Annotated in this window: 21 protein-coding genes; 2 read left to right on the top strand and 19 right to left on the bottom strand. The window is 55.9% G+C overall.

The features are described 5' to 3' along the window. Positions 1-449: 449 nt before the first annotated feature. The gene (locus J2741_RS02240) at positions 450-854 is read left to right on the top strand and encodes a pyridoxamine 5'-phosphate oxidase family protein (RefSeq protein WP_209673424.1); all 405 of its coding nucleotides are present in this window, start codon (positions 450-452) and stop codon (positions 852-854) included. Positions 855-859: 5 nt separating this feature from the next. Here the strand turns inward: J2741_RS02240 and J2741_RS02235 are convergent, their stop codons facing one another. The 4 genes from J2741_RS02235 to J2741_RS02220 all read right to left on the bottom strand — a co-directional run bounded on the left by J2741_RS02235 (position 860) and on the right by J2741_RS02220 (position 7,378). Next, on the bottom strand, positions 860-2,038 hold the full coding sequence (locus tag J2741_RS02235; protein WP_209673423.1) for an argininosuccinate synthase: 1,179 nt from the start codon (positions 2,036-2,038) through the stop codon (positions 860-862). Positions 2,039-2,201: 163 nt separating this feature from the next. Further along, positions 2,202-5,369 (bottom strand): carbamoyl-phosphate synthase large subunit, encoded by a 3,168-nt coding sequence (gene carB, locus J2741_RS02230; protein ID WP_209673422.1) that lies wholly within the window; start codon positions 5,367-5,369, stop codon positions 2,202-2,204. A 2-nt stretch (positions 5,370-5,371) separates the two neighbouring features. Beyond that, positions 5,372-6,427, bottom strand: coding sequence for a glutamine-hydrolyzing carbamoyl-phosphate synthase small subunit (carA, locus tag J2741_RS02225; protein ID WP_209673421.1), 1,056 nt, complete (start codon positions 6,425-6,427; stop codon positions 5,372-5,374). Between the two features lie 171 nt (positions 6,428-6,598). Beyond that, positions 6,599-7,378, bottom strand: coding sequence for a hypothetical protein (locus J2741_RS02220; protein ID WP_245249348.1), 780 nt, complete (start codon positions 7,376-7,378; stop codon positions 6,599-6,601). A gap of 281 nt (positions 7,379-7,659) precedes the next feature. On the opposite strand from J2741_RS02220, the gene J2741_RS02215 reads away from it, so the two are divergent. Next, positions 7,660-8,205 carry a pyruvoyl-dependent arginine decarboxylase gene (locus J2741_RS02215; protein ID WP_209673420.1) on the top strand — a complete coding sequence of 182 codons (546 nt, stop codon included), beginning with the start codon at positions 7,660-7,662 and terminating at the stop codon, positions 8,203-8,205. A gap of 185 nt (positions 8,206-8,390) precedes the next feature. On the opposite strand, the gene J2741_RS02210 is transcribed toward J2741_RS02215, so the two are convergent. The 15 genes from J2741_RS02210 to J2741_RS02140 form a co-directional block, all read right to left on the bottom strand. Further along, positions 8,391-8,879 (bottom strand): chemotaxis protein CheD, encoded by a 489-nt coding sequence (locus J2741_RS02210; RefSeq protein ID WP_209673419.1) that lies wholly within the window; start codon positions 8,877-8,879, stop codon positions 8,391-8,393. Beyond that, a complete protein-coding gene (locus J2741_RS02205; RefSeq protein ID WP_209673418.1) occupies positions 8,876-9,511 on the bottom strand; it encodes a chemotaxis protein CheC in 636 nt (211 codons plus the stop codon). The genes J2741_RS02210 and J2741_RS02205 overlap by 4 nt, the downstream gene beginning before the upstream one ends. 4 nt (positions 9,512-9,515) lie before the next feature. After that, positions 9,516-11,486, bottom strand: coding sequence for a chemotaxis protein CheA (locus J2741_RS02200; protein ID WP_209673417.1), 1,971 nt, complete (start codon positions 11,484-11,486; stop codon positions 9,516-9,518). Continuing rightward, positions 11,473-12,513: a chemotaxis protein CheB gene (locus J2741_RS02195; RefSeq protein ID WP_209673416.1), complete on the bottom strand. Its 1,041-nt coding sequence runs from the start codon at positions 12,511-12,513 to the stop codon at positions 11,473-11,475. Before J2741_RS02195 ends, J2741_RS02200 begins: the two co-directional genes overlap by 14 nt. A 1-nt stretch (position 12,514) precedes the next feature. Beyond that, the gene (locus J2741_RS02190) at positions 12,515-12,877 is read right to left on the bottom strand and encodes a response regulator (RefSeq protein WP_209673415.1); all 363 of its coding nucleotides are present in this window, start codon (positions 12,875-12,877) and stop codon (positions 12,515-12,517) included. 191 nt (positions 12,878-13,068) lie between these two features. Next, positions 13,069-13,875, bottom strand: coding sequence for a CheF family chemotaxis protein (locus J2741_RS02185; protein ID WP_209673414.1), 807 nt, complete (start codon positions 13,873-13,875; stop codon positions 13,069-13,071). 39 nt (positions 13,876-13,914) lie between these two features. After that, positions 13,915-15,093: a hypothetical protein gene (locus J2741_RS02180; protein WP_209673413.1), complete on the bottom strand. Its 1,179-nt coding sequence runs from the start codon at positions 15,091-15,093 to the stop codon at positions 13,915-13,917. 1 nt (position 15,094) lies between these two features. Next, positions 15,095-16,690 carry an archaellar assembly protein FlaJ gene (gene flaJ, locus J2741_RS02175; protein WP_342452206.1) on the bottom strand — a complete coding sequence of 532 codons (1,596 nt, stop codon included), beginning with the start codon at positions 16,688-16,690 and terminating at the stop codon, positions 15,095-15,097. Next, positions 16,674-18,542, bottom strand: a complete 1,869-nt coding sequence (locus tag J2741_RS02170) for a type II/IV secretion system ATPase subunit (protein WP_209673412.1) — start codon at positions 18,540-18,542, stop codon at positions 16,674-16,676. The genes flaJ and J2741_RS02170 overlap by 17 nt, the downstream gene beginning before the upstream one ends. A gap of 1 nt (position 18,543) precedes the next feature. Then, positions 18,544-19,278, bottom strand: coding sequence for an ATPase domain-containing protein (locus tag J2741_RS02165; protein ID WP_209673411.1), 735 nt, complete (start codon positions 19,276-19,278; stop codon positions 18,544-18,546). A 63-nt stretch (positions 19,279-19,341) separates the two neighbouring features. After that, positions 19,342-19,821: a hypothetical protein gene (locus tag J2741_RS02160; protein WP_209673410.1), complete on the bottom strand. Its 480-nt coding sequence runs from the start codon at positions 19,819-19,821 to the stop codon at positions 19,342-19,344. Between the two features lie 12 nt (positions 19,822-19,833). Then, on the bottom strand, positions 19,834-20,304 hold the full coding sequence (locus J2741_RS02155) for a flagellin (RefSeq protein WP_209673409.1): 471 nt from the start codon (positions 20,302-20,304) through the stop codon (positions 19,834-19,836). 7 nt (positions 20,305-20,311) lie between these two features. After that, positions 20,312-21,202: a hypothetical protein gene (locus tag J2741_RS02150; RefSeq protein WP_209673408.1), complete on the bottom strand. Its 891-nt coding sequence runs from the start codon at positions 21,200-21,202 to the stop codon at positions 20,312-20,314. A 247-nt stretch (positions 21,203-21,449) separates the two neighbouring features. Then, a complete protein-coding gene (locus tag J2741_RS02145) occupies positions 21,450-22,031 on the bottom strand; it encodes an archaellin/type IV pilin N-terminal domain-containing protein (RefSeq protein WP_209673407.1) in 582 nt (193 codons plus the stop codon). Positions 22,032-22,158: 127 nt separating this feature from the next. Beyond that, positions 22,159-23,379, bottom strand: coding sequence for a HEAT repeat domain-containing protein (locus tag J2741_RS02140; protein ID WP_209673406.1), 1,221 nt, complete (start codon positions 23,377-23,379; stop codon positions 22,159-22,161). Positions 23,380-23,486 lie beyond the last annotated feature (107 nt).

The following is a 23,486-nucleotide window of genomic DNA, read 5'->3' as shown; positions in this document are numbered from 1 at the left end:
CCCAAAGCCCTTTCCTCATCAGAACCGGCCTTCCTCGTGAACCTTGGCTTTTAGGATCCTGATCCCCCCCCCAAAGCCCCTTCCTCATCAGAACCGGCCTTCCTCGTGAACCTTGGCTTTTAGCTTCCTGACCCCCCCAAGGCCCTTTCCTCCTCATAACCGGCCTTCCTCGTGAACCCTTACTCTTAGGGCACCATCAATCCTGTTACTAATTCATTCTTATAACCCTCCTTCCACGTGAACCTGGTAATAATAGCGACATGCTCAACTCTGAACCCGGAAATTCATTCGGGACCTGATACTCGTTGAAAATCCGGTCCTCCTCCCCTACAGATCAGCCTCGTGAACCCGGGCATCCGCCTCATCCCCTGGAAACCAAAAAAATAAAGTCTTGCAGGTTGATGGCACTACTACGGCAGCGCCGTGCCGGATATCCGGATGGTGAAAAAATGGTCAAAATGACGGCAGAGATGAAAGAGGCGTTCTCCAAGGTGAAACTTTTCCCGGTTGCGACCGCCTCGAAAGCGGGAGTGCCGAACGTCGCTCCGATAGCATTCGTGGTCATGGTAAGCGACGATACCCTCTGGCTCGCGGACAATTTCATGAACAAGACCCTCGCAAACCTCAAGGAGAACCCGAAGATCGCGGTGTACGCCTGGGAGCCGGAGAGCAAGAAATGTCTCCAGCTGAAGGGGAAGGTCGAGATCAAGACGTCGGGTCCCGATTACGAGAAGATGCGGAAGATGGTGCACGATAAAAAGCCCGAGCTCCCTGCGAAATCGCTGATTGTCATGCATATCGAGGAAATTTTCGATTGTGCTCCCGGGCCGAACGCCGGGAAAAAGATCCTTTAAAAAAATTATTTCTTTTTGTTCATCCGTGCCTGTATACCGTAATAGGCGGAGACCCCGATGGCGTGGCACTGGTCCAGGGCCCCGCTGTCGAAGGACACAAGCTCCTCGGAATAGAGCCCTTCCGGCGCGGAGCGTCCGAGCACCCTGCAGGATCCCTTGTACAGCTTCACGTCCACGCGTCCGCTGACATTCTCCTGTGAGCGGGTGATGAACGCGTTCAGGTCCAAAAAGAGCGGCTCGTGCACCAGGCCCATGTAGGCGAGTTCCGACCAGCGGTCGTCCACCATCCGCTTGAACGAGAGCTCCTGCCGGGTGAGGGTGAGCAGTTCAAGGTCGGCGTGAGCTGTAAGGAGGACGGTTGCCGCGGGGTGTTCGTAGATCTCCCTGGCCTTGAGACCGAGGATCCGGTCCTCGATCATGTTGCTCCGGCCGATGCCGTGCTTCCCCGCGATGACGTTCAGGGTCCGGATCAGGTCGAGCCCGGACATTGCCTGGCCGTTCAGGGCGACCGGGACACCTTTCAGGAACTGCAGGGAGATGATCTCCGGGGTGTCGGGGGCTTTCTCCTGCGCCGCGGTCCAGCCATAGATCTCTTCGGGGGGGTGATATGCGGGGTCCTCGAGTTTTCCGCCCTCGATACTCCTGCTCCAGATATTTTCATCGATGCTCCACGGTTTTTCCTTTGCCACGGTCACCGGGATGTTGTGCTCCTGCGCATAGGTAATCTCCCAGTCGCGGGTGAGGTTCAGCTCACGGATGGGTGCAATAACCTCGAGTCCGGCCATCCGGAAGATGAAATCGAACCGCAACTGGTCGTTTCCCTTCCCCGTGCACCCATGTGCCACACTGTGGGAGCCTTCTTCCATTGCCACCCGGACGACCTCCTCCGCAATCAGGGGGCGGGCAAGCGCAGTCCCCATGGGATATCCCTCGTAGGACCCGTTCGCCCGGATGGCGGGGAACACGTACTCGTTGACGAATTGTTCCCTTGCATCGATGGTATAGTGCTTATCGGCGAGTTTCTTCCCCTTCTCGGTGGCCATTGCGATCTCCTCATCCCTCTGGCCCACGTTGACCGCTACGGTGATCACCCTGTCAAACCCGTATCGCTCTTTTAAAAGAGGGATGCAAATGGAGGTATCGAGCCCTCCGGAGTATGCCATTACTATGGTTCCTTTACCCATTGTCGTGCTCCTTGTTCGGGACAGGCGGAAATACCGGACTTTTAAGCATTACCTGCCGGCCCGTCCCGCGGTATTATCGATTCCGATTCTCCAGGTACTTTTTCGGGGCGATTGATTATAAGGCCATCCCCATGAGCGGAAAGGGGAAAAAAAGTCCCAGGCGCTATCGCGAAGGATTATAGTGGCTCAGGGGTTCGATGGTGATCTTCGATTTTTTGATGGCTTCGATTGCGAGCGCCGCGGCCCTTGCGGCCTGGACCGTGGTAATGTACGGTACGCCATAATCGACTGCGACCCGCATGATCTGGTAGTGATCCTGGCGGGACTGCTTGTCCATCGGGGTATTCACAATAAGGCGGATCTCCCCGTTCCGGAGCATATCGATCACGTTCGGCGAACCTTCCTGGACTTTTCGCACCAGGTGCGCCTCGATCCCGGCCTGGGTCAGGTACTCGACGGTACCCGACGTTCCATACAGGGAAAGTCCCAGGTTCTTCAGTTTCCTGGCGATATCGATCACCTCATCCTTCTGGTCGCTGGATACCGAGATGAAGACGTTCCCTTCGACCGGGAGCTCGTTGTCCGCTGAGACGGATGCCTTGTAATACGCCCGCCCGAAGTCGTAATCGATCCCCATGACCTCGCCGGTGCTCTTCATTTCAGGGCCGAGCACCGTGTCCACACCGGGCAGCTTGTTGAACGGGAGGAGCACCTCCTTGACCGCGACGTGGCAGATGGGGCGTTCCGCGTAGCCAAGGTCTTTTAGTTTCTTCCCGATCATCACCTTCGCCGCGATCTTAGCGAGGGGGAGTCCGGTGGCCTTGCTCACGAAGGGTACAGTCCTGCTCGCACGGGGGTTTGCTTCCAGCACGTAGACCACGTCGTCCTTGATCGCAAGCTGGATGTTGACCAGGCCGACCACTCCGAGTTCGAGGGCCATCCTCCGGGTATAGTCGCGAACGCGTTCCAGGATCGAGGGAGAGAGGGACTGCGTGGGGATCACGCACGCCGAGTCCCCGCTGTGGACTCCCGCCTCCTCGATGTGCTCCATGATCCCCCCGATCAGGACCTCTTCACCGTCGCAGACCGCGTCCACGTCAAGTTCGACCGCGTTCTGGAGGAACGAGTCGATCAGCACCGGGTGATGGCGGCTCACCCGGACCGCCTCTTTCATGTAGCTCTCCAGCTCCACCTCGTCGTGCACGATCTCCATGGCCCTCCCCCCGAGGACGTAGGACGGGCGGACGAGGACCGGGTACCCGATGGCTGCAGCCTTGACCCTGGCCTCCTCGAGCGAATACGCGCTGCTGTTGGGTGGACTGGGGATCTCGAGTTTCTTCAGGAGCAGGCTGAACCTGTCCCGGTCTTCTGCGATATCCATGGAATCGGGGGTGGTCCCGAGAATTCTGGTCTGCAGGCCGAGGCGGTGGATCTCGTCGTAGATAGGAACCGCAAGGTTCACCGCGTTCTGACCCCCGAACTGGACCATTACTCCGTAATAATTGTCCTTGAGCAGGATGTTGACGATATCCTCGAGAGTCATCGGCTCGAAGAAGAGCCGATCCGAGGTATCGAAGTCCGTGGATACGGTCTCGGGGTTATTGTTGACGATATGCACCTCGACATGCTCTTCCCTGAGCGCCTGCACCGCGTGGACCGTGCAATAGTCGAACTCGATACCCTGCCCGATCCGGATCGGGCCGGACCCCAGGATCAGGATCTTCTGCCGGTCGGAGGGAACAATTTCGCACTCGCTCTCCCAGGTGGAGTAAAAGTACGGGGTGGTCGCGGGGAATTCCGCGGCACAGGTGTCCACCATCTTGTAGGTGGGGTTGCCCGCCACGCCTTCGATCTCCTCCCAGCTCCTGGTGGTCAGTTTCGCCAGCTCCGCGTCGGTAAAGCCGAATTTCTTTGCGAGCGCGATATCATTCCTTGTCGGGAACGTGGCGAGGCGCGTTTCCAGGTCGACGATATTCCGCATCTTCTCCAGGAAGAAGGGGGTGATATTGGTGAGTCCGGCGATCTCCTCCAGGGTGAACCCCGACCTGAACGCGTCGAAGAGGGTATGGAACCGTTCGTCCGTCGGCCGGGAGAGGATCATCCGAATCTCACTCGGGTTGGTATGGCGGGTCACGTCGGTATCGAGCGACCGGAGCGCTTTTTTAAACGCTTCTTCGAGGGACCTTCCGATGGCCATCACTTCGCCGGTACTCTTCATCGCGGTGGTCAGAGTACGATCGGCGCTCTTGAACTTGTCGAACGGCCAGCGGGGTACCTTTACCACCACGTAGTCGATGGACGGTTCGAAGGACGCCGGTGTGCATCCCGTGACGCTGTTGGTGATCTCGTCCAGCCGGAGCCCGATGGCGATCTTCGCCGCCACACGGGCGATGGGGTATCCCGTGGCTTTGGAAGCGAGCGCGGACGAACGCGATACCCGGGGATTCACCTCGATGATCCTGTAATCCCCGTCTTTGAAGGCGAACTGGATGTTGCATCCTCCCTGCACGTCGAGCGCCCGGATTATCTTGATCGCCGCACTGCGGAGGAGCTGGAACTCGTCGTCGCGCAGGGTCAGGATCGGTGCCACCACCACGCTCTCCCCGGTGTGGACCCCCATGGGATCCACGTTCTCCATACCGCAGACGATGATGCAGGTATCCGAGGCATCCCTCATCACCTCGAACTCCACTTCCTTCCAGCCTACGACACTCTCCTCGATGAGCACCTGATGAATACGCGACCGTGAAAGCCCTATCTCGACGATACGGGCGAGTTCATCAGGGGTGTGGGCAATTCCGCCTCCGGCGCCCCCAAGGGTGTATGCCGGCCGGATGATAGCGGGAAGCCCTACGACCGAGAGCGCCTCCCCGAGCTGGTCCAGCCTGTTCAGGATCATGCTGGTGGGTACGGGTTCCCCGATCCTGTGCATCAGTGCCCTGAACTTCTCCCGGTCTTCCCCCTGGTAGATGGCCTCGAGGGGGGTGCCGAGGATCTCCACGCCCTCAAGCGCACCGCGTTCGGCGAGCTCCGCGGTCATGTTCAGGCCGGTCTGGCCGCCCATGCCGCTCAGGATCCCGTCCGGCCGTTCTTTTTTGATGATCTCGGCGATGATGTCGGCTTTAATGGGTTCAATATAGATCTCATCCGCCATCTCGGGGTCGGTCTGGATGGTGGCCGGGTTGGAGTTGACCAGGATTACCTTCACTCCTTCTTCCCGGAGCGCCCTGCAAGCCTGCGAGCCGGAGAAGTCGAATTCCGCCGCCTGGCCGATCTGGATCGGTCCCGACCCTATAAGGAGGACTTTTTTAATGTGCGGAAGCCTGGGCATATTCAGTCCAGCCTCCGGAACATGGTGTCGAAGAACGGCATCTCTGTATCCCGTGGTCCTCCATGCGCTTCAGGGTGGAACTGGACACAGGTGATGTCAAGATAGGGGTCCTCGAACCCTTCGAGGGTCCCGTCGTTCACGTTCGAATAGAGGAGCGCGCTGCCTTCGGGAAGGGTATCGGCGGCGACCGCGAACCCGTGGTTCTGGGTGGTGATGTAAATGCTCCCGTCCTTGTACCGGACGGGCTGGTTCGTTCCCCGGTGGCCGAACTTCATCTTATAGGTCTCCGCGCCGAGGGCGAGCCCGCACACCTGGTTTCCCATGCATATGCCGAATACGGGGAGCGTCCCTGCCAGTTCCTTCACGCATTCGATGGCATGCCGGGCATGGACAGGGTCGCCCGGCCCGTTACTGATGAAAAGGGCATCGGGGCGGCAGTCCATGACCTGGTCTGCTTTCACGTCATGGGGGAATACGTAGACGTCCGCATCCCTTTTCCTGAGCGATATAACCATGTTCTTTTTAATTCCAAGGTCGATGACCGCAATTTTCTTTCCCTTTCCTTCCACCCGGTAGGGTGCCCGGCAGGAGACCTCGGGGATCAGTTCCTCGAGCGAGATGGACGGGGCTTCCCGTGCTGATGCGACGGCGTACTCCCCGTCGTCGTTCCCTACGACAAGGGTCGCCCTCATGGTCCCCTTTACCCTGGTCTTAATGGTGAGCATCCTGGTATCCACGCCCATAATGCCCGGAAGGCCGTTCTCCTCGAAAAAATCTCTCATATTCGGCAGTGCTGCAGGTTTCTCGCAGATCTCCCTGGCCACACACCCCATGGCCCAGACACGGGGGTGCTGGAAATTTTTCCTGTCAACCCCGTAATTGCCAATGGTGGGGAACGTGAACATCAGGATCTGCCCGTGGTAACTCGGATCGGTGAGCGCTTCCATGTACCCCGTCATCTGGGTGGAAAAGACCAGTTCCCCGGAACGCTCCCCCTCCGCACCGAACCCTTCACCGACTACATAGGTCCCGTCTTCCAGACCCAGAACCGCCTTCATGATTTCCATATTAAATTGGTGCAATCAGTTATAATAGGTGACGGATGTGCAAACAGGATGAAGAAGGGATTATTTCCACACCGGTATCAGGGTGTGACGCCATGGGACCAAATCCCGGAAATGCACATCGCCCGGTGCTCACGAGGAATAAAAAAGGAGTGTGTGGAGCTCTTAGACTCGGCGCATGCCGGACTGATATTCCATCAGTTTGTCAAAGAGCGTGATCTCACCGCTGGCGGTTGTTCGCTCCTCGAACATCATGTCTTCCGCCTTGTCAGTGCTGTCGCCACGGCCTTCCTGGATGTGAGACCGTATGTAGGCACTGATAGATCCCTGTGCAGGTTCTCCGCCCAGGCCCGTTGCCCTGATATGGTAGGAGAGCGCTGCCGGTATATCGGCGGACGCTGCAACGGTCCTCGAGGAGGCCTCAGTGGCCACCGAGACCGATGTCACGTCAATGTCGCTTCCTGCCTGGATGATGTTGCAATAGGCCGGAATGGAGCTGCTGCTGGAGGATCCGAAGGGGCAGATCATATTTGCCGCCGTAGATGCCGGGTTGCCCGCGGTATCGATCAGGATGTCCTCGGAAGAGATCATCCTTCCCATGGGATTGCCATCGGCTGCGGCATCGAACTCGATGATCCGGGTTGACTCCACGTTGTTGGTGTTTGCCACCTGGTTCGAGGTATCGAGGCCGAATTCCTTAACGTACCGGACGTAGCCGTCGACCGCCATGGTGTTCTCGCTGTAGGAAGTGGTCGCGATGTTTTCCGACGCACTGAGCGGGGCACCATTGACTGCTTCGCTGCTTACGGTCCAGACCATCGAGGCGGTGTTGGTCACCGTGCCGACGCATTCGATCGCGGTGCTGGTCACGATCCCCTGGGTCTCGGGTGTCTGGTTGACCGGGCGGTCTGCAACAACCGGGCTGCATAACGCGAGGCATACCACGAGAGCTCCCAGGATGATCGGGAACGCTGAAAATCTAATCTTTGATTCCTCCTCTATCTCGGTGCTGATCAGGTGTCAGCAAGTGTACTATAGAATCCGTTTAATAAATACCTTCCATTCCCCTGGAGAGGGTCATTGAACCGCAAAGTTCATTGGTATAACCCCGGAGTTCATAAAAATCCCCGGCGGCCACCGGGGGATATCCGGCACCGGAAATTCAATTAAAACCCTCATTTTCAGAATCAGCAAAGTTAAAGAAGAAAAAAAGATAAAGATATTGCATGGCAGTGCCGACTAAGGTCTTTTTCACCAAGGGGATGGGTGTCCATAAAGACCGTCTCGCCTCTTTTGAACTTGCCCTGCGGAAGGCGAATATCGAGAAGTACAACCTGGTATATGTCTCGAGTATCTTTCCGCCCAATTGCCGGCAGGTATCAGTCGAAGAAGGAACAAACCTGCTGGAAGCGGGCGAGATAACCTATTGCGTCATGGCAAAGAACGAAACGAACGAACCGAACAGGCTGATTTCAGCCGCAGTCGGTCTCGCACTTCCAAAAGAACCCAACTCATACGGGTATCTCTCGGAACATCATGCATTCGGAGAGACCGCCGAGAGAACCGGCGATTACGCGGAGGATCTTGCGGCAACAATGCTCGCCACCACGCTGGGTATCGAGTTCGATATCGACATGGCATGGCAGGAGCGGGAGCAGATCTATAAAGCGAGCGGGAAGATTATCAAAACCCAGCAGGTATGCCAGACGGCACAGGGCGATAAAAGCGGGTTATGGACCACGGTGATAGCGGCCGCGGTATTTATTCCTTGATTTTTAGGGTTCCGGCAGATCGGTATTTTTCAAGGTATGAGCGGACCTGCAATTAGTAAGTGTCCATGGATTGGGATATTTTCTCGTGGACACGGATCTGCGATTTTTTCGGGGTATCCGTAAATTCGTGATTTTCAAGCATACGCCGATCTGTGGTATCTGAAGGGAACCCTGCCCTGAATATTCTACAACTCTTTTAACGTTCCATCGGCAGAGCGGACTACCATTCTTCCCCCGAGTGCCGGATAGTATGTGACCGTTCTTCCCATCGTCCCGCCCACGTCTTTTCCGGCCACTTCGATATTTTTCCCTTTCAGGGCCACGAGAACAGCTTCGGTATTCCGCTCTCCGATGTTGAGATTCCCCGAAAAACCCTTGAACATCGAGGCGCCGCCTGCGATCTTGGCCACCATCTGTGAGGGCCTGCACCCGGCAGCGGAGAGTTCGCTTACCAGGATCTCAACCGCGGTATCGGCGAATTTACCCGGCCGGTCCTCCCTCCCCTGGGAATCGGGCAGCATCACGTGTGCCATCCCCCCGATGCCTCCGGTACGGGAATGCAACACAAGGCCTATGCAGGATCCGAGGCCTATGGACGACATCGGTAATTTTCCTACCAGGAACTCACCGATGCCGATTATTACCGTCTGGGGATCAGGCTGTTCTTTACTCATGAAGTACCCGGGGACTCCGATGCGGTGGTTAAGAGGTTTTCGAGCATTGTCACGATCTCGTCGAGCATAGGCTCGTTCGGCAGGAGGAACAGGTTATTGATGATCTTGTGCTGATCGCTCCGCAGTTCCGTCCGGAAGAGGACTACTTCGTTGATATCCATAAATCCTTCCGACGCCAGGATACTTTGAACTGCGGCATGCGGCATATCGATGGTGAGAGACGGAGGGGAGGGGAGCATGATGATATTGAGCAGCCCTGCCGTCGCGTCCAGGAACGCAGAGACCATGATATTGCCGATCTCGAGGAGCGCACTCTCGTCCATCTCAGTCAGTTCACGGTCCTGCTCCGTCATGCCAAGCATCGCATTGGTGAGCCGGATGACCGAATTCTTGGGGATGTGCAGAAGTACGTATCCTCCGCCCGAAACCTCTCCTGTGATCTCGAAGAGGACCAGTGCGGCGAGCTCGTCGCTGACATACTGGTGAACCTGCGAGATATCGATCACCTTGATATCCGGTACATCCATCTCGATATTGGTCATGAGCATGGTCGAGAGGGTTGTTGCGGCATGGGCCGCCCCGATATTTCCAAGTTCCCTCAGTGCATCACATTGCTGGCTGTTCAATAACATATTTTCACGCCTCTTTCAGGATTGAATTCACGTCAAGGACCGGGACGACCTCCCCATCCCCCGGTATGGTCACTCCGCTCACCCCTTTACACATCCCGATGACCGTGGAGAGCGGTTTGATTACCACTTCCTGCTGGCCTTCGATAAGGTCCACCGCGATCGACCGCTTCCTGTTCTGGTACTGGAGCACCACGAGGATCTCTGACCTCCGGGAAGCACCGAACATATCGTCGAGCCTGTCGAGAGGCAGCACTTCGTTTCTGAGCATGATGGTCTCCTGTGTCCCGATGTGATGGATCTTGAGGTTGTTAAGGCTCGCGACTTCTACCACGTTGTTGACCGGGATGGCGCACCGGTGGTCGTTTATCCGGACCATCATCACGTTCACGATCGCCATGGTGGGAGGAAGGAGGAGTTCGAACTTCGTTCCCCTGTGGATCTCGGATTCAATTTTTATGGTCCCTTTGAGCGATTCAATGGCGTTTTTGACTACGTCAAGGCCGACGCCCCGGCCGCTGATATCCGTGATCTTCTCGGCGGTGGAGAATCCGGGGAGCAGGAGCAGGTCAAATATCTCCTCCCTGGAGAGCGTGGCCGCGGATTCGGGATCGATGAGTCCTTTATGCACCGCCTTTTGCAGGACCCGGGTGGTATCGATCCCCCTGCCGTCGTCCTCGACGGTGATGATCACGTTGTCTTTGTCCCTCCGCGCGGAGAGCCGGAGAAGCCCTTTCTTTTGTTTCCCTTCCGACACCCTCTGTTCGGGGGTTTCTATGCCATGGTCTATGCCGTTCCTGATCAGATGCAGGAGCGGGTCGTTCAGTCCGTCCATCACGCTCCGGTCAAGTTCGGTCTCTCCCCCCTCGATCACGAACTCCACCTCCTTGCCTTCCCGGTGGGCCACGTCCCTGACCACCCGGGGAAACCTGTTGAAGATGTGGTTGAGCGGGATCATCCTGATATTCATCATCAGGTTCTGGAGATCCGAGACGGATCGCCCTACCATATTCAGCGTCTCGTCGAGCTCCTTGATCTGGTGTTTCCTCGCGATCTGGGTTATCCTGCCCCGGTTGATCACCAGGTCTTCCACCAGGTTCATCATCTGGTCAAGCCTGGCGATATCGACCCTGATATTCCTGATCTCGCGGGTTTTCTCTCCTTTTTCGACCGCGACCTCGCCTCGTTCCTGAACCGACCGCAGTTCCGCGGTTTCAGTCCCTGCATCTGGAGGCGCAGGTTTTTGGACTTCCTGCCCGATGATGACGACACTCTCGACCTCGCTGCCTGAGGTGATCGCCTCAAGCGCCTCCTTCCCTGCATCGCTGGCGATTGAGACTTCAAAGAACCCGTCGAACACGCCATCCTCGATAATCTCCCGGGAAGGGTTTGTTGCGACGACTTTTCCCAGTTCATCGAGGTTTGAAAGGACGATCATTCCCCGCAGGTTTTTATTGTCGCACGAACTTTTGAGCTGGACCTGTAAAAGGTAGGTATGGAGGCCTTCTTGTGTACCGGATACCTGCGTGGTATCTGAGAGTTCCTGCTCGTAAATGTCCTGTATCGCAGCGGCGTCCCCGGCACCCCCCTTATCCGGCCGCCGGTCCCATTCCTTCAGCTGCCTGATCCGCTGATCCACCGTCTCCGGCGATCCTTCCCCGCCTCCCTCGATCTCATCGAGCAGGGACTCCATGTCGTCGGCGGCGGCGAGGAGCAGGTCGATAAGGTCGGGGTGCACTTCCAGGGTCCCGCTCCGGACCTCCTGGAAAATGTCTTCCATTGCGTGGCAGAGTCGCTCCATCCCGGCAAAGCCCATGGATGCGGACATCCCCTTCAGGGAATGTGCGGCCCGGAAGATCTCGGCAATGGCCTGTTCATCCGCTTCATTCTCCAGGATGAGAAGATTTTTCACGATCGTCTCATGGTTTTCCCTGGACTCCGCAATATAGAGCGCACGATAACTCTCAAGATCGGACATTGTTCTCCATCTCCTCGAGCATTTTTACGATCTGGCCTCCAATCTCCCCCAGGGGGAGCACCATATCGACACTGTTCCGTGTAATGGCCGATCGGGCCATACCCCAGACCAGGCAGTCCTCTTCCCTGCACACCAGGGTCTTTCCCCCGCCGTTCCGTATCGCGGCCATCCCTTCTCCGCCGTCGTTTCCCATCCCGGAGAGTATCGCCCCGATACACCGGTCACCAAAGACCGTCGCACCGGTTGAAAAGGTCTTGTCGACCGCCGGTCGCACGCTGTGCACGGGGGCCGAACGGGCGTGGACGATCATTCCTCCCCGGCGTCCTCGTTCGTTCAGAAGGCCCGTGATAATGGAGTGGTACCCTGCCTTCGATACGTATACCGTTCCTTCCATGAGGTGCTCCCCGTTCTCGGATTCTTTCACCGGCATGCAGGAGACACGGTTCAGGCGCGTCGCGAGGGATGCGGTAAAACCTCCTTCCGGCATATGCTGGGTGATGACCAGCGCTGCTTCCAGGGGGGCGGGGATTTTCGAGAGGAGCACGTCAAGCATGGGTGGCCCTCCTGCCGAAGAGCCGACGAACACCGCGCGGTTCGCGATTTTCTGGCGTTGAATCAGCTTCTTTCCAGGATAGGAAATATTGATGAGGTTTTTAAGTTTGTCCCGGAGTTCCCTGTCAATTCCCCGGACCCCGCGCACGTCCCTTGGTTTGAGCATGAAATCATCGGCGCCGAGTTCCATTGCTTTCCTGGTCATTTCGCCCCCCGCGGTGGTCAGGGAGGAAAGCATAAGGGTTTTTGGAAAACGGGGGCATTCGGATCGTTTCTGGAGGACGGTCAGTCCGTCCATCCTGGGCATCTCGATATCGAGGGTCATGATATCCGGAGAGAGGTCCCGGATCTTCGAAAGCGCGTCCTGGCCGTCGATGGCGGTCCCTACCACCTGGAATTCGGGATCCTTCTCCAGCATATCCCTGATGAGGGTACGCATGAAGAGCGAATCATCCACCACGAGGACCCTGATCATCCTATGAACCCAGCACGTTCTTTATCTCTTCCAGCACTTTCGGGGCCTGGAATGGTTTCACGATATATCCCCTGGCACCGGTCTTGATGGCGAGCTTCACCATCTGCTCCTGCCCGACCGCGGTGCACATCACCACTCGTGCACCGGGATCCATCGCCCGGATCTGTTTGAGGGCCTCGATACCGTTTACTTTCGGCATCACTACATCCATTGTCACCAGATCGGGTTTCAGATCCCTGTATTTGGCCACTGCCTCATCGCCGTCCGCGGCTTCTCCGACGATATCGTGCCCCCCGGAAAACAGGATATTTTTAAGGAGGGTCCTCATGAAGAGGGTGTCATCGACGATCAAAATTCTGCCCATAACAGATCAAATAGAATTTCGCAAGAGAATTATATGTAGGTAACCTTTAGCCACAATACGCCATGCTGTCACGTGAGGAACTCTCGCGGGATTTTACCACGGCATCGTTTGCGGGGATCCTTTCTCGTGAGGGTCCGGACAACCGGGGAATGAAAGATTACAAAATCATGTTTCCGGCGCAAAAATGGAAATCACTGCGGGGGTTTCACCGCTTCAGCGATGTAACGCACCCCTTTCGGGGTCAGCTGGACCTCTTTCCTGACGAACATCACCTCGGCGAGTCCCAGCTGGATCAACTTGTCATAGATGGTGTCAAGGTCCTTGTGAGAGACGTTTAACATGTTCTCTATGGCATGTGAGTCCATTCCGCTGTAGATGAGCATCCCGACCTGGGCACCGAGCGCATCGAGCTCGTTTCCTGCCATGTCCATGTCCTTGGTGGCGTCTTTTAAGAAATTGAACAGCACATTGAGGGTGGAAAGCGGGCAGAGCACGAAACTCGTGACCACCTCGGTATTCTCAAGGTGGTCTATCTTTACCACATCGACCTGCTTGTTCTGCACCTCACGCTTCGTCAGTTCAATCCCGGCAACCTCACGGAGGGGGACCGAGACCTGCTTATTCTGGCTGACAAACCAGATGCTCGATTTGAGGACCGCGATCGCACCTTTTTCCCACTGGGCATTCGTGACCATCACCCCGCCCCTCACCGCAGGCGACATGAAGTACGCGGTCAGGCGGTAGGCGCTGCAGGACATGATGATGACCCGCTTTAATGCCTGCAGCACCTTTTCTACGCTCGCGACCCGGATGACCTCGCCAGGTTCGCCTTTCAGCGTAATCAGGAGAACGTTCTTCTTTTCTACAAGGTCCACGATCGACTTATACGGGATCTTCCGGTTCACGGGCTCGCTGATCTGCATCGCATCCTGCTGGACGTCGACCTTCGTCACCACCCATTGCCCGTCCTTCTCAATCTTTACCGGGACCTCGGTCATGATTCACTCATCCCTCGCTGATACGTCAACATTCGTGCATCAATCTCTTTGTTTTTTCGACCTGACTATCCCCTCAAGTTCCTTTTCGAGATCCGAGGCCGGGACCCGCACATCTTTCAGGTCGCGAAGAAGGCTGAGATTATTTTGCCTCTTTACTCCTTTCGCGTCGGATTTAAGGGAGGCCATAAGGTCATCGTCTTCCCTGTGGCCGGTGCCGAACGAGACCATGTCGTACTCGTTCGAATCGCTTCTTCCACCCGGTCCTCCTCCGCTTACCACCGGCATCGGGGAGGGCGCAGGGGACGGCGAAGCAACCGCACTCACCACTGCCGGTGAAGCTGCCGGAGCGGGGCGATCTCCCCCGGCCTGCCCTGTCCCCGCCTGGCCGATGTCCTGATCGAGATCCACCTCGCCAAGGTCGATATCCCCTAGGCCATCCAGGCCGGAGGTGAAGGGGTCCACTCCCGAACCTTCTTCCTCCGAGAGCATATCCTGGTGTGCCGCGAGAATGTCCGCGACCTCGTCATCCTCCTCCTCATCAATGGCAATAGAAGACTCGTTCTCACCGATCTCGATATCCAGGTGCGAGAGGTCAAAATTATCCTCCGTTTCACTGGAGATTTCCCCGGAAAAATCGTCCCCCAGGTCCATTTCATTCGCGAGCGGGATATCTTCGTCCAGCGGGAGATCGTTAATCATGTCAGGGTTCAGCGGATCCTTCACGAGTTCTGAAAACGGGTCGGATATTCCTTTTTTCTGGGGAGGGGCGAGCTCGGGAACGATAGTTGCAAGAGACGAGACTTCTTCGCCCTTGATCGATTTTTCGAGCAGCTCGTCGATCTTCTTCGTCTGAGTTGTTTTCTCTTTGCTTGACCGGAAGAGTCGCCGGAGGTCAAGTTTGAGCATCGAGAACGCCTGGGAAAACGATCCCCCGGAGACGGTGTCCTGACCTTTAGTCTTCTCCTTCTTCGGTTTTTTCTCTTTTATTTTCGGAGATGGTGCGACGGGCTCCTTCCCGGATGCCGTTTTCTTCGCCCGGGGTTTTCGGGCCAGTTTGATTGCAGGGATTTTTATTGCGCCGGTCAGGAAGAGGAGGAGGATTCCGAGGATGACGATCCCGAGAACGAGGTAGAAAGTGGGGAGATCGAAGATGATCATCACCGATCCGCCGATCACGATTACCGCAAAAATAACAGCTCTACGGGTCGATTCTTTCATGTCATACCCCCTGGAAGGTCGGAATATTGAAAAACATCCCAACAACTATTGGTGCTGCAATATAAATAAGCCCTGTTACCGCAAGCAGAGTGCTCGCAAAGAAGTAATACATGTACCGGTCCCCCCCCATCACGATCTTCCCTGCGATGGTGTTTGCCACCGTCAGAATGGTGATCATGATGATCACGTACATAGTCATGTCTGCTTCCGGAAAGTTCACGAACATCTCGATTCCTCCCCCGAGCGAGCCGCTGATTGAGCCTGTGGTTCCCATTCCCGTGCTCCCGAGCGTCGAGACTACCTCCGCGATCGCCTTCGACATGGTGAGCATGATATGGAACAGGAAGAGGAAGATCCCGACCATCATGGCATGCATGGGGATGAGGAGGATCACGAATCCCATGGCGATGGTATTGCGTTTCTCCCGGAGGAGGACCTGCTCCAGCATCGATGAACCGACGATCTGGCCGATTTTGTCGGGCCTTCCCCCCAGCAGAATGGAATCGCGGAAAATATTGAAATATTTGTAGATCAGGTTGCTCCCGCTCTCCCCGATGAACCGCCCCCAGGTCTTCTCCTCGTCGAGCCCGAGGTTCAGCTTCGAATAGACCCCGTTGATGAAGGGCTCCAGGGCGACCAGCGATTTGCGGTCTATCTCCGAAAGGCCTGTCCCGATCGAGATCCCCTTTCCGCCCATCACCGCGCCGAGCCCACGGATGAATGTGGTAAACTCGGCATCCCTGAGAATGATATTCCGGTCGTCGAGGTAGCCGATTATCCCGAGGGGAAGCAGCATCAGGCCGAGAAGGAGCATCATCAGGCCCGGGTTCCACGTGATAACCAGGAGGATGACGGAGGCAACGATTGCGACCGGAACGATCCTCTTTTCCAGACGGCGAATCAGAGTCTGTTCCTTCGAACCCCTCTCGAGGTGATGCGTTTTGTCGTCGAGGGGAACCGAGCGGTACATGGTGATAAGCCCGAATGCGGAGATGAAGATAACGATGAAATACGATGCAGCAAGGGTCTGGTTCACATCGTCCGGGGCGAAGATTGCGACCGAGACCATGATGATGATCCCCACGAGCGCTCCGGAGAAGAGCATGGCGATGTAGGCATCACCCCATTTCTTGAGCATCTCCAGCCCCTGCTCATAGGTATTTTTATACACACTCCGGATGGTGGCAAGTTCTCTTGTCAGAAAATCCTCGTCGGGGACCCCCGACTCGATCGAATTCGCGAAACGGTTCAGCATGCTCCTGACCATCTCGTTGTTCACCCGCTCGGCGATGGTGGTGAGGGACTCCACGTAGCTGTAGTTCCACCGCTTCACGAAGAATTCCACCTTGGCGATGTATTTCGCGGGTACGAACTCTGTCCTGGCCGCAGTATACGCGAAGATCTCCGGCCTCGTGGCCTTGGAGGTGGTGATCGAGGCCATGTAGGTTATCATGAACAGGAGGTCCGGCCCCATCCGCTTGTTTTCAGTGACTTTCGCGAAATATTTCTTTATCCTGGTAAATACGTCTGCAAAAGGAACTTTTCCCGCACTCGGCGAACGGACTGGCTTGCCGAATCCCTCAGACTGCATCGACATCGATGGTGAGCAGCCCCTGCTTCTTCACCTTGGTGGTCATATGGTAAAGATCATAGAAGCCTGTATATCCCGCTTTGTGTAACCGCTCAAGGATACGTGCCCTTTTTTCGAGCTCGAGATAGATGGCGGCCTTTTTGTGCTCCGGGATCCCGAGCATGGTGGCGACCTTGTTCTCGAGGAGGAAACTGCTCCCCCTTCCGGTAAACTCAAAAGTATCGGTCACCGGGTCCCAGTGAAACATCTCCACGAACGAAAATCCCTGTGTCTCCGGGTTGTACCCGACCAGCTCGTTGATTGAGAGCATGCGGCGGACAGTCTCGCCTGTAGGGCGTTTTACCGCGCTCTGGATGACCACGATATTCAAATTATCCACGTAGGTCTTGGGGATATTAATGGGATCACCGCAAAGACGCTGGATCAGTTTCTCCACCGAAGCGGCGTGGAACGTCGAGAGGACGGGGTGCCCGGTCTGCATCGCCCCGAACGCAACCGACCCCTCGACCCCTCGGATCTCACCCACGAGGATCTGGTTCGGGCGCTGGCGCAGCGCCGCCTTGAGCAGGTCGAACATGGTCACGTCCGAGCCCTCCCCTTCGCCCTTCCCTTTCCCCTTGGAAACCTCTCTCGTCCAGTTCTTGTGAGGCACCTGGAGCTCCGGGGTATCCTCGATGGTCACGATCTTGTTCTCCGGGGGGATGAACGTGGTCATGGCATTGAGGCTCGTGGTCTTGCCGGAGGCGGTCTCCCCGCTCATGAATAGGGACATGCCGTTCTCGATGCACACCCAGAGGTACGCGGCCACCATGTAATCGCAGGTCTTGAACTCGATCAGTTTGAGGATGCTGATCGGGTCGTCCATGGCTTTACGAATGGTGAAGTTGCTCCCTTTCCGGCTGATATCGGTACTGTAAACGATATTGATACGTGACCCGTCTGGCAGGGTGGCATCCACGATGGGGTTCTGGTAGGTGATGGGTCGTTTCGCCTGTTCGGCGAGTTTTATCACGAAACGGTCGAGCTCGTCGGTATCGTCCCACCCCACCACTGATTTCAGCCCTTTGAAGATCTTATGCTCGATGAAGACGGGACCCACCCCGTCGACGGTAATATCCTCGATATAGGGGTCGTTGATGAAAGGCTTGAGGATCCCCACATCGATCTTGTCCCGGATGATCATGTATTCAAGGGCACGGTACTCCTGGGGACTTACGATGATCCTCCCGTCCGCGGTGGTGGGCACTTTGACAAGGACCCGGTCCTTTTTGGGATTTGATTTCGCAGTGAGGTCCTTGTTCAGGAACTCCTTCATCTTCTCCCCGAATCCCTTCTTTCCCTCTCCCTGCGTGAGTTGTGGCAGCACTTCGTCCGGGCGCTTTACGTAGAGCACCTGCGAGATCAGGCTCTTGAGTACCTCCGCCCGCTCCTCGTTGGTCACCGGGTCCTCTTCCAGCGAGTCCAGAAGATCGATCAGTTTCACTTCCACCGCAGGAGTAAGCTGCTTTACGCTGTGCATGAACGAGGGGTCCACCGGGATGTAGAAGTTACGGACATCGTTCGGGTCGTGGAAGATGTGGACGAACACCGTATCGTCTGCAGGGTAGATCAGGTTCGGTTCCTTGATCGAACGGAGATCCCGTTTCAGCTCCGAGAAGAACAGGGGGATGCCGTACTCGTCCACCGGGAAAATATGGAGGTATTCGAGGAGATGGGGGCTTTTCTTCACATACTCCTTGGCATTGACCGGGAGCATGCGGTAGAGTGCGCAGGCCTCGATATTGTTGGCACAGTCGTTGTCCTCCTCGTTCTCGGTCGGTTTGAACGGGAGGTTGATGGCCGCCGTAAGGGAACTCATGTCACACTTTCGCCATTGAGATGGGGATGATCTTCATGCCGTACCCGGGATGGACCTCGAAACTCACCAGGTTGCCCGTGGTCTTTCTTGCACCGCGGACCTTGACCACTTCCATCACCATCACGTACTTGTCGCCGATGAGCGACTTCTTCATCATCAGGTGGGCGTCGCAGATGGAACGGATCCTGACCAGGGTGTCCTCCTGGAAGGCATAGGTATGGAGGGTGATCAGGATGGTTTTCCCATGATCGACCAGGTTTTTGCAGTTGGTAAGGAAGGTGAGGATGGCCTCCTGCTGGGTATACTCGGTGAACATCGTGAGGGAGTCAATTATGGCGACCTGGGCCTTGCTGGTACGGATATGATCGATGATCCGCTGCAGGATCCCGTCCATTTCCTCCTTCGACCACTTGAACCCTACCATATGGAGGTGGAAGAGCCGCATGTACCCCCACGCGAAATAGTCGGAGACGTCAAGGCTCATCGATTCCATCTGGGAGAGGAAACTCTTCGCGGTCATCTCCGTGGTATAGAGATCCACATTGAGCCCCTGCTTCATCGCACCCCACATGATCTGCTGGGTGAGCACGCTCTTTCCGGTGTCGTTCTCCCCCTCGATCAGGGTAAGGGAACCCAGCGGGAGCCCGTCGGCGATCTTCTTATCTATTTCGCTATTGCCTGTGGAGAGAATATGCTTGTCTTCGCCACCCAGGAGCCCTGATAATCCGTCATTCACCTATGCCACCTACTACATTGATCTTCAATTCCGAATTTATATAAAAGTGTGCGTAGCGGAGGTTTACGGGTAAATCGTATAGAAGGCCGAGACTCCGTTTGCCGTGGTAATCTTCACTGCCTTGGGGGCGGTCCCGCTGTAAGAAACCGAGATGTTCATCTCTTCGCCCGGGTCCCACTGATTCTGGTAAATGACATCGGGGTTGATCGAGAATTTCTGCCAGGTATTTCCTCCCCCGGCTGCACTGTAGTGGATTCTGACCGGGACATCATTTGGAGGGAACAGGAATATATCGGTATGTTCAAAGTCAAGGATGGGAACATTCCCCGTATTCCTGACCTGGATGTAAAAGGGATTTCCCGATAAAGTAACACCGTTAATCTCCATCCCGGTCCCCATAATCTCGACCTGGGCCGCGGTCATATCCTTCTGGGCATCCATCACCACCTGGCTGGAGGTAAGCGCCCCCCCGACTAGTACATAACCCGTCACGAGAAGAAGGATAATCCCGAGCGCCGTGGCGACAAGCGAAGCAGCTGCCATAGTGATGAGGAACTAACCAGAGGTGAACTCCGTCGACCTCTTCACCCCGTTGGACAGTACGATGGAGAAATATACAGTATCTCCTGAAGTAGTGGGGAGATAAGTGCTGTGAACCTGAACGGTCAGCGTCTCACCAGGGTCCCAGAACCCGTTGCCGTTTCCTTCGATGGTATATTTTCCCTGCAGGTTTTGCCGCTCGAAGTTGCCCGGTTGACCTATGAAAATATCCCCGTCATCCAGTTCTCCGGTCGATATACGGGAAGTTCCCACGTTCTTCAACCATAGTGTGGCATCCTGGCTTGTAGCGGAATACCCGTTGACAATCTTGACATCGGTACGCATCTGCGTATCCGCCTCGTGCGAGACCGAACCGAACGTATCCGCCGTGCGGTATATTGCCGGAAATATTGCGCTGATCAGCACTCCCGCTGCGATGACTGCGCTGATTAAAAAAAGGGCGGTGACTATGGTCTCGGAAGACATCTATTTCTTATATTCGGTCGTTGGTGCGGATATATTCTTCTTCCCTGACATCTTCTGACCGGCGGGGACGTCCTCCCACTTTCTTCCCTTCTTTTCCCTCACGCTGCTCCATGAGCACCTCGATCATATCCCGGTCGAGAGTCGAGTCCGTGGGGATCAGGATGTGGTTCAGCTCGTAGAGTTCGGAGACGAATTCATCCGCCTGGATCTCGTGCTGTTCCCCAAGGTCCGACGGCATCAGCCGGGCCATGTCCTTGACCAGACGGAGATTTTGCTCTGATATATATCCCATGGCGTAATAAGAATCGAGCATCAGGTCGACCCTGTCGTGCCCGAACCGTTTCACATTCTTAGAGGTCCACTCGAAGAGACGGAACACTTTCTGGAGCCTGACCTTGTCCTTCTCGGTCGCGGGGCCTGCATGCTCTTCTCCGGGACTCGCCATGGAGAGCTGAGCCCGGAGCGCCGAAAGGAGGTCTATATCAGACCGGACCTGGCCCTGTGCCTGCGCCGCCGGCAGTGAAACGGTGGCGGGCACGTATTCGGGCGAAGGAGACGGCTGTGCCGGTGAGGAGACCTGGGACTCGGTTTTCACTTCGTCCTTCTTTGCCTCGGTGCTGCTCTTCAGGGCACCGGCGGCAGATTCCACGGCGCTCGAGGTATCCTTGAGGGTTTTTGCCATCTGGGAATACGTCTCGTTGTCCGATCCGCTCCTGCCCGGGTTCACGATGATCGGATTCTCCATGTCGTTCATCCGCTCGCGGATATCGATGAGGAGCCTTTTGATGGAGGTCTTGATCAGCTCCACCTCGTCCTGGAGCTTGAGCAGCTTCACCTCCGGGTCGTCGGCCGAGGCGGTGGAGATGATGTGGTCTACCTGCGCCTGGTTCACTGCCATAATGAATAAAATTCTGACTGGATCTAATTATAGTTTTGGTTACACGACCTGGAGGGGCCATATAGCCCACTAATTTGGGAGGAAACATGTATTCCAACAATATTTCAGGGTTTTATAACGCAGTGGATTCCGATAGATTCAGCCGAATGAAAGCGATCTATCGGCATTTCTCTCAATGGGATTTGGAAAATTGCATCCCATATAAAATTATTAGCAATAAAATAAGGGAATACAAAAAAAGGGAGAATTAGTAGAGTAACGTTACGTTGGTTACCCCGGCTGGGATCGTTCTCTGGATACCGAGAGAGGCTCCCACTTCGGGTTTGATCTCCAGGTTGAACGTCGTACGGTTGTAAAGGGGTATGCTCGTCGGGGGCTGAACATAGATGGTAAAGGTCTCGTCACTCTGTAACAGGGTGTCATCGGATGCACCTGTGCTCTTTCCTGAGATACTCCAGTTGTTTGCCCCCGGAGAATCAGTGGTTTCTGAATTATATGACAGTGTCGAGACATTTTCCTTAGTACTCATCACAAGGGTTGACCGTGCAATGTCGACCGGTAATCCCCCGGCGGCAAGTCCGACATCAAATCTAAGCTTGTTGACTTCCCCCGGAGTGGTTGAAATACCGTACACTTCCCCTTTCACCACAATATTCGAGGCAGCCTGGGTCACACCGGAGTGGACGACTTCCTGGCTCTTCTGGGTAGTGAAGAAACCGGCCCCGAGCACTACATACGAGAACACCGCAGCAACCACGACGAATGCAATGAGCACAATCGCGGCTTCAAGCCCGGTGAACGCGTCTTCGTTCTTTCTCATCTTTCTCATTTGCTACACCTCACGAGGCTAACGGATCCCTCCATTTAGCCTGTAATTGTGAGGTCGCCCTAAACCTTTATAAAGATATCCTTCATTGCGGTTCAAAACACCGTAATTCAAAATAGAACGCCGGAAATCAGTTTTCCGCAAATTTTCCGTTCTTAATTCCCTGTGATCCCTGCGCATCCCCGAGAGAATTGTTCAGGGCGTGGACCGCCCGGGGGTCATCGATCTCCTCGAGAGCACGGATTACACGAAGCCTTACTCCCGAATCCTCGTCGTTCAGGGCTTCGATGAGCGGCTGTATCACCCGGTCGTCCTGGCACTTCGCAAGCGCCCCTGCAGCACGGATCCTGACGCTCCGGTCGGGATCTTTCAGCGCTCTTATAAGGGGGTCCACCACCCGTTTATCCCCGATCCTTCCGAGAGACTTGGTCACCTCCCTCCGGACGAAACGATTGTCGTCTTCGAGTGCCCGGATGAGCGGCTCGATGGCTGATTTATTACCGGATATCCGTAATGCGACCGCGGCGCCCATCCTTACGTGCCAGTCCTCGTCGAAGAGCCGCTCCACGAGTGCGGGCACGGCTTTTTCGCCCATATCCCCCAGTCCTTCAGCGGCACCATCGCGACCGTACCGATCGTCATCCTTGAGCGCGTTGATCAGCGGGGGGATCGCGCGGGGGTCCCCGATCCTTCCCAGGGACTTCGCGGCCTCGCGCCGGATATACCGGTTCTCGTCGTTAAGCATCTGAATCAGCGGATCCACTGCCCGGGGATCGTTCAGCTCGCCGAGCGCCCTCACCGCCTCTTCCCTGACCTCGTCGTCGGGAGAACCGAGTGCATGGATGACCTCTTCAAACGCCCCTTCAAACTTGACTTTTGCCCGGGAAGAGCCCGATTCCATGCCTTTCACCGAATCTTCCATTCCGGACTGTTCGAAGAAATTGCGGAGGAAAGAGTCCACAAGGGTCCGGTCCTTGGCGTACAGGGCCAGAGCGACGAAAATTGCGATGTCCATCCCGGAATTGAGTACGGTGAGGAGGGGGTCGACGATTACCCCCCTTGCATACATATAGAGAATGAGCAGAAGGATCGCGGCGATGAGCAGGATGGTGATCTGGAGCCCTCTTCTCGGATACCACAGTGCGAGGAGAATTATGGGAATGAGATACAGGTGCGGGATGACTGCGTATAACTCATTAAATGTGGCCTCCGACGCTGCCCCTTCGGTGAACGAGACGGTGAGGACCAGTGAGATGACGGCAAAAACTGCTATGACCATCAGTTTTACCGCGTCGTTCGGATTGAGGTATCCCCGAAGGGGGAGGGAAGGGGTGGGGAGTCTGGATGCCATCGCGGATAAGATCACTATGATAACCGTATAGCATTTAAACGGTACGGTTTCGGCTGTGTTAAGATTCCACGGTCTCGGATTTTCACACGCCCGGCAAGAATCAGAGG

Source organism: Methanolinea mesophila, from assembly GCF_017873855.1.
GTDB lineage: Archaea > Halobacteriota > Methanomicrobia > Methanomicrobiales > Methanospirillaceae > Methanolinea_B > Methanolinea_B mesophila.
The sequence above is the reverse complement of the archived record's forward strand: the minus strand, read 5'-3'. Positions and strand labels throughout refer to the sequence as shown.

Excerpts from the sequence above, each read along its gene's own strand:
- J2741_RS02240 (WP_209673424.1), top strand. The coding sequence starts at position 450 with ATGGTCAAAATGACGGCAGAGATGAAAGAGGCGTTCTCCAAGGTGAAA.
- J2741_RS02160 (WP_209673410.1), bottom strand. The coding sequence starts at position 19,821 with ATGGCAGCTGCTTCGCTTGTCGCCACGGCGCTCGGGATTATCCTTCTT.
- flaJ (WP_342452206.1), bottom strand. The coding sequence starts at position 16,690 with ATGTCGATGCAGTCTGAGGGATTCGGCAAGCCAGTCCGTTCGCCGAGT.
- carA (WP_209673421.1), bottom strand. The coding sequence starts at position 6,427 with ATGAAGGCGGTTCTGGGTCTGGAAGACGGGACCTATGTAGTCGGTGAA.
- J2741_RS02180 (WP_209673413.1), bottom strand. The coding sequence starts at position 15,093 with ATGAAAGAATCGACCCGTAGAGCTGTTATTTTTGCGGTAATCGTGATC.
- J2741_RS02155 (WP_209673409.1), bottom strand. The coding sequence starts at position 20,304 with ATGTCTTCCGAGACCATAGTCACCGCCCTTTTTTTAATCAGCGCAGTC.
- J2741_RS02200 (WP_209673417.1), bottom strand. The coding sequence starts at position 11,486 with ATGTCCGATCTTGAGAGTTATCGTGCGCTCTATATTGCGGAGTCCAGG.
- J2741_RS02140 (WP_209673406.1), bottom strand. The coding sequence starts at position 23,379 with ATGGCATCCAGACTCCCCACCCCTTCCCTCCCCCTTCGGGGATACCTC.
- J2741_RS02195 (WP_209673416.1), bottom strand. The coding sequence starts at position 12,513 with ATGATCAGGGTCCTCGTGGTGGATGATTCGCTCTTCATGCGTACCCTC.
- J2741_RS02190 (WP_209673415.1), bottom strand. The coding sequence starts at position 12,877 with ATGGGCAGAATTTTGATCGTCGATGACACCCTCTTCATGAGGACCCTC.
- J2741_RS02215 (WP_209673420.1), top strand. The coding sequence starts at position 7,660 with ATGGCAGTGCCGACTAAGGTCTTTTTCACCAAGGGGATGGGTGTCCAT.
- J2741_RS02185 (WP_209673414.1), bottom strand. The coding sequence starts at position 13,875 with ATGACCGAGGTCCCGGTAAAGATTGAGAAGGACGGGCAATGGGTGGTG.
- J2741_RS02170 (WP_209673412.1), bottom strand. The coding sequence starts at position 18,542 with ATGAGTTCCCTTACGGCGGCCATCAACCTCCCGTTCAAACCGACCGAG.
- J2741_RS02145 (WP_209673407.1), bottom strand. The coding sequence starts at position 22,031 with ATGAGAAAGATGAGAAAGAACGAAGACGCGTTCACCGGGCTTGAAGCC.
- J2741_RS02210 (WP_209673419.1), bottom strand. The coding sequence starts at position 8,879 with ATGAGTAAAGAACAGCCTGATCCCCAGACGGTAATAATCGGCATCGGT.
- J2741_RS02150 (WP_209673408.1), bottom strand. The coding sequence starts at position 21,202 with ATGGCAGTGAACCAGGCGCAGGTAGACCACATCATCTCCACCGCCTCG.
- carB (WP_209673422.1), bottom strand. The coding sequence starts at position 5,369 with ATGCCCAGGCTTCCGCACATTAAAAAAGTCCTCCTTATAGGGTCGGGA.
- J2741_RS02205 (WP_209673418.1), bottom strand. The coding sequence starts at position 9,511 with ATGTTATTGAACAGCCAGCAATGTGATGCACTGAGGGAACTTGGAAAT.
- J2741_RS02235 (WP_209673423.1), bottom strand. The coding sequence starts at position 2,038 with ATGGGTAAAGGAACCATAGTAATGGCATACTCCGGAGGGCTCGATACC.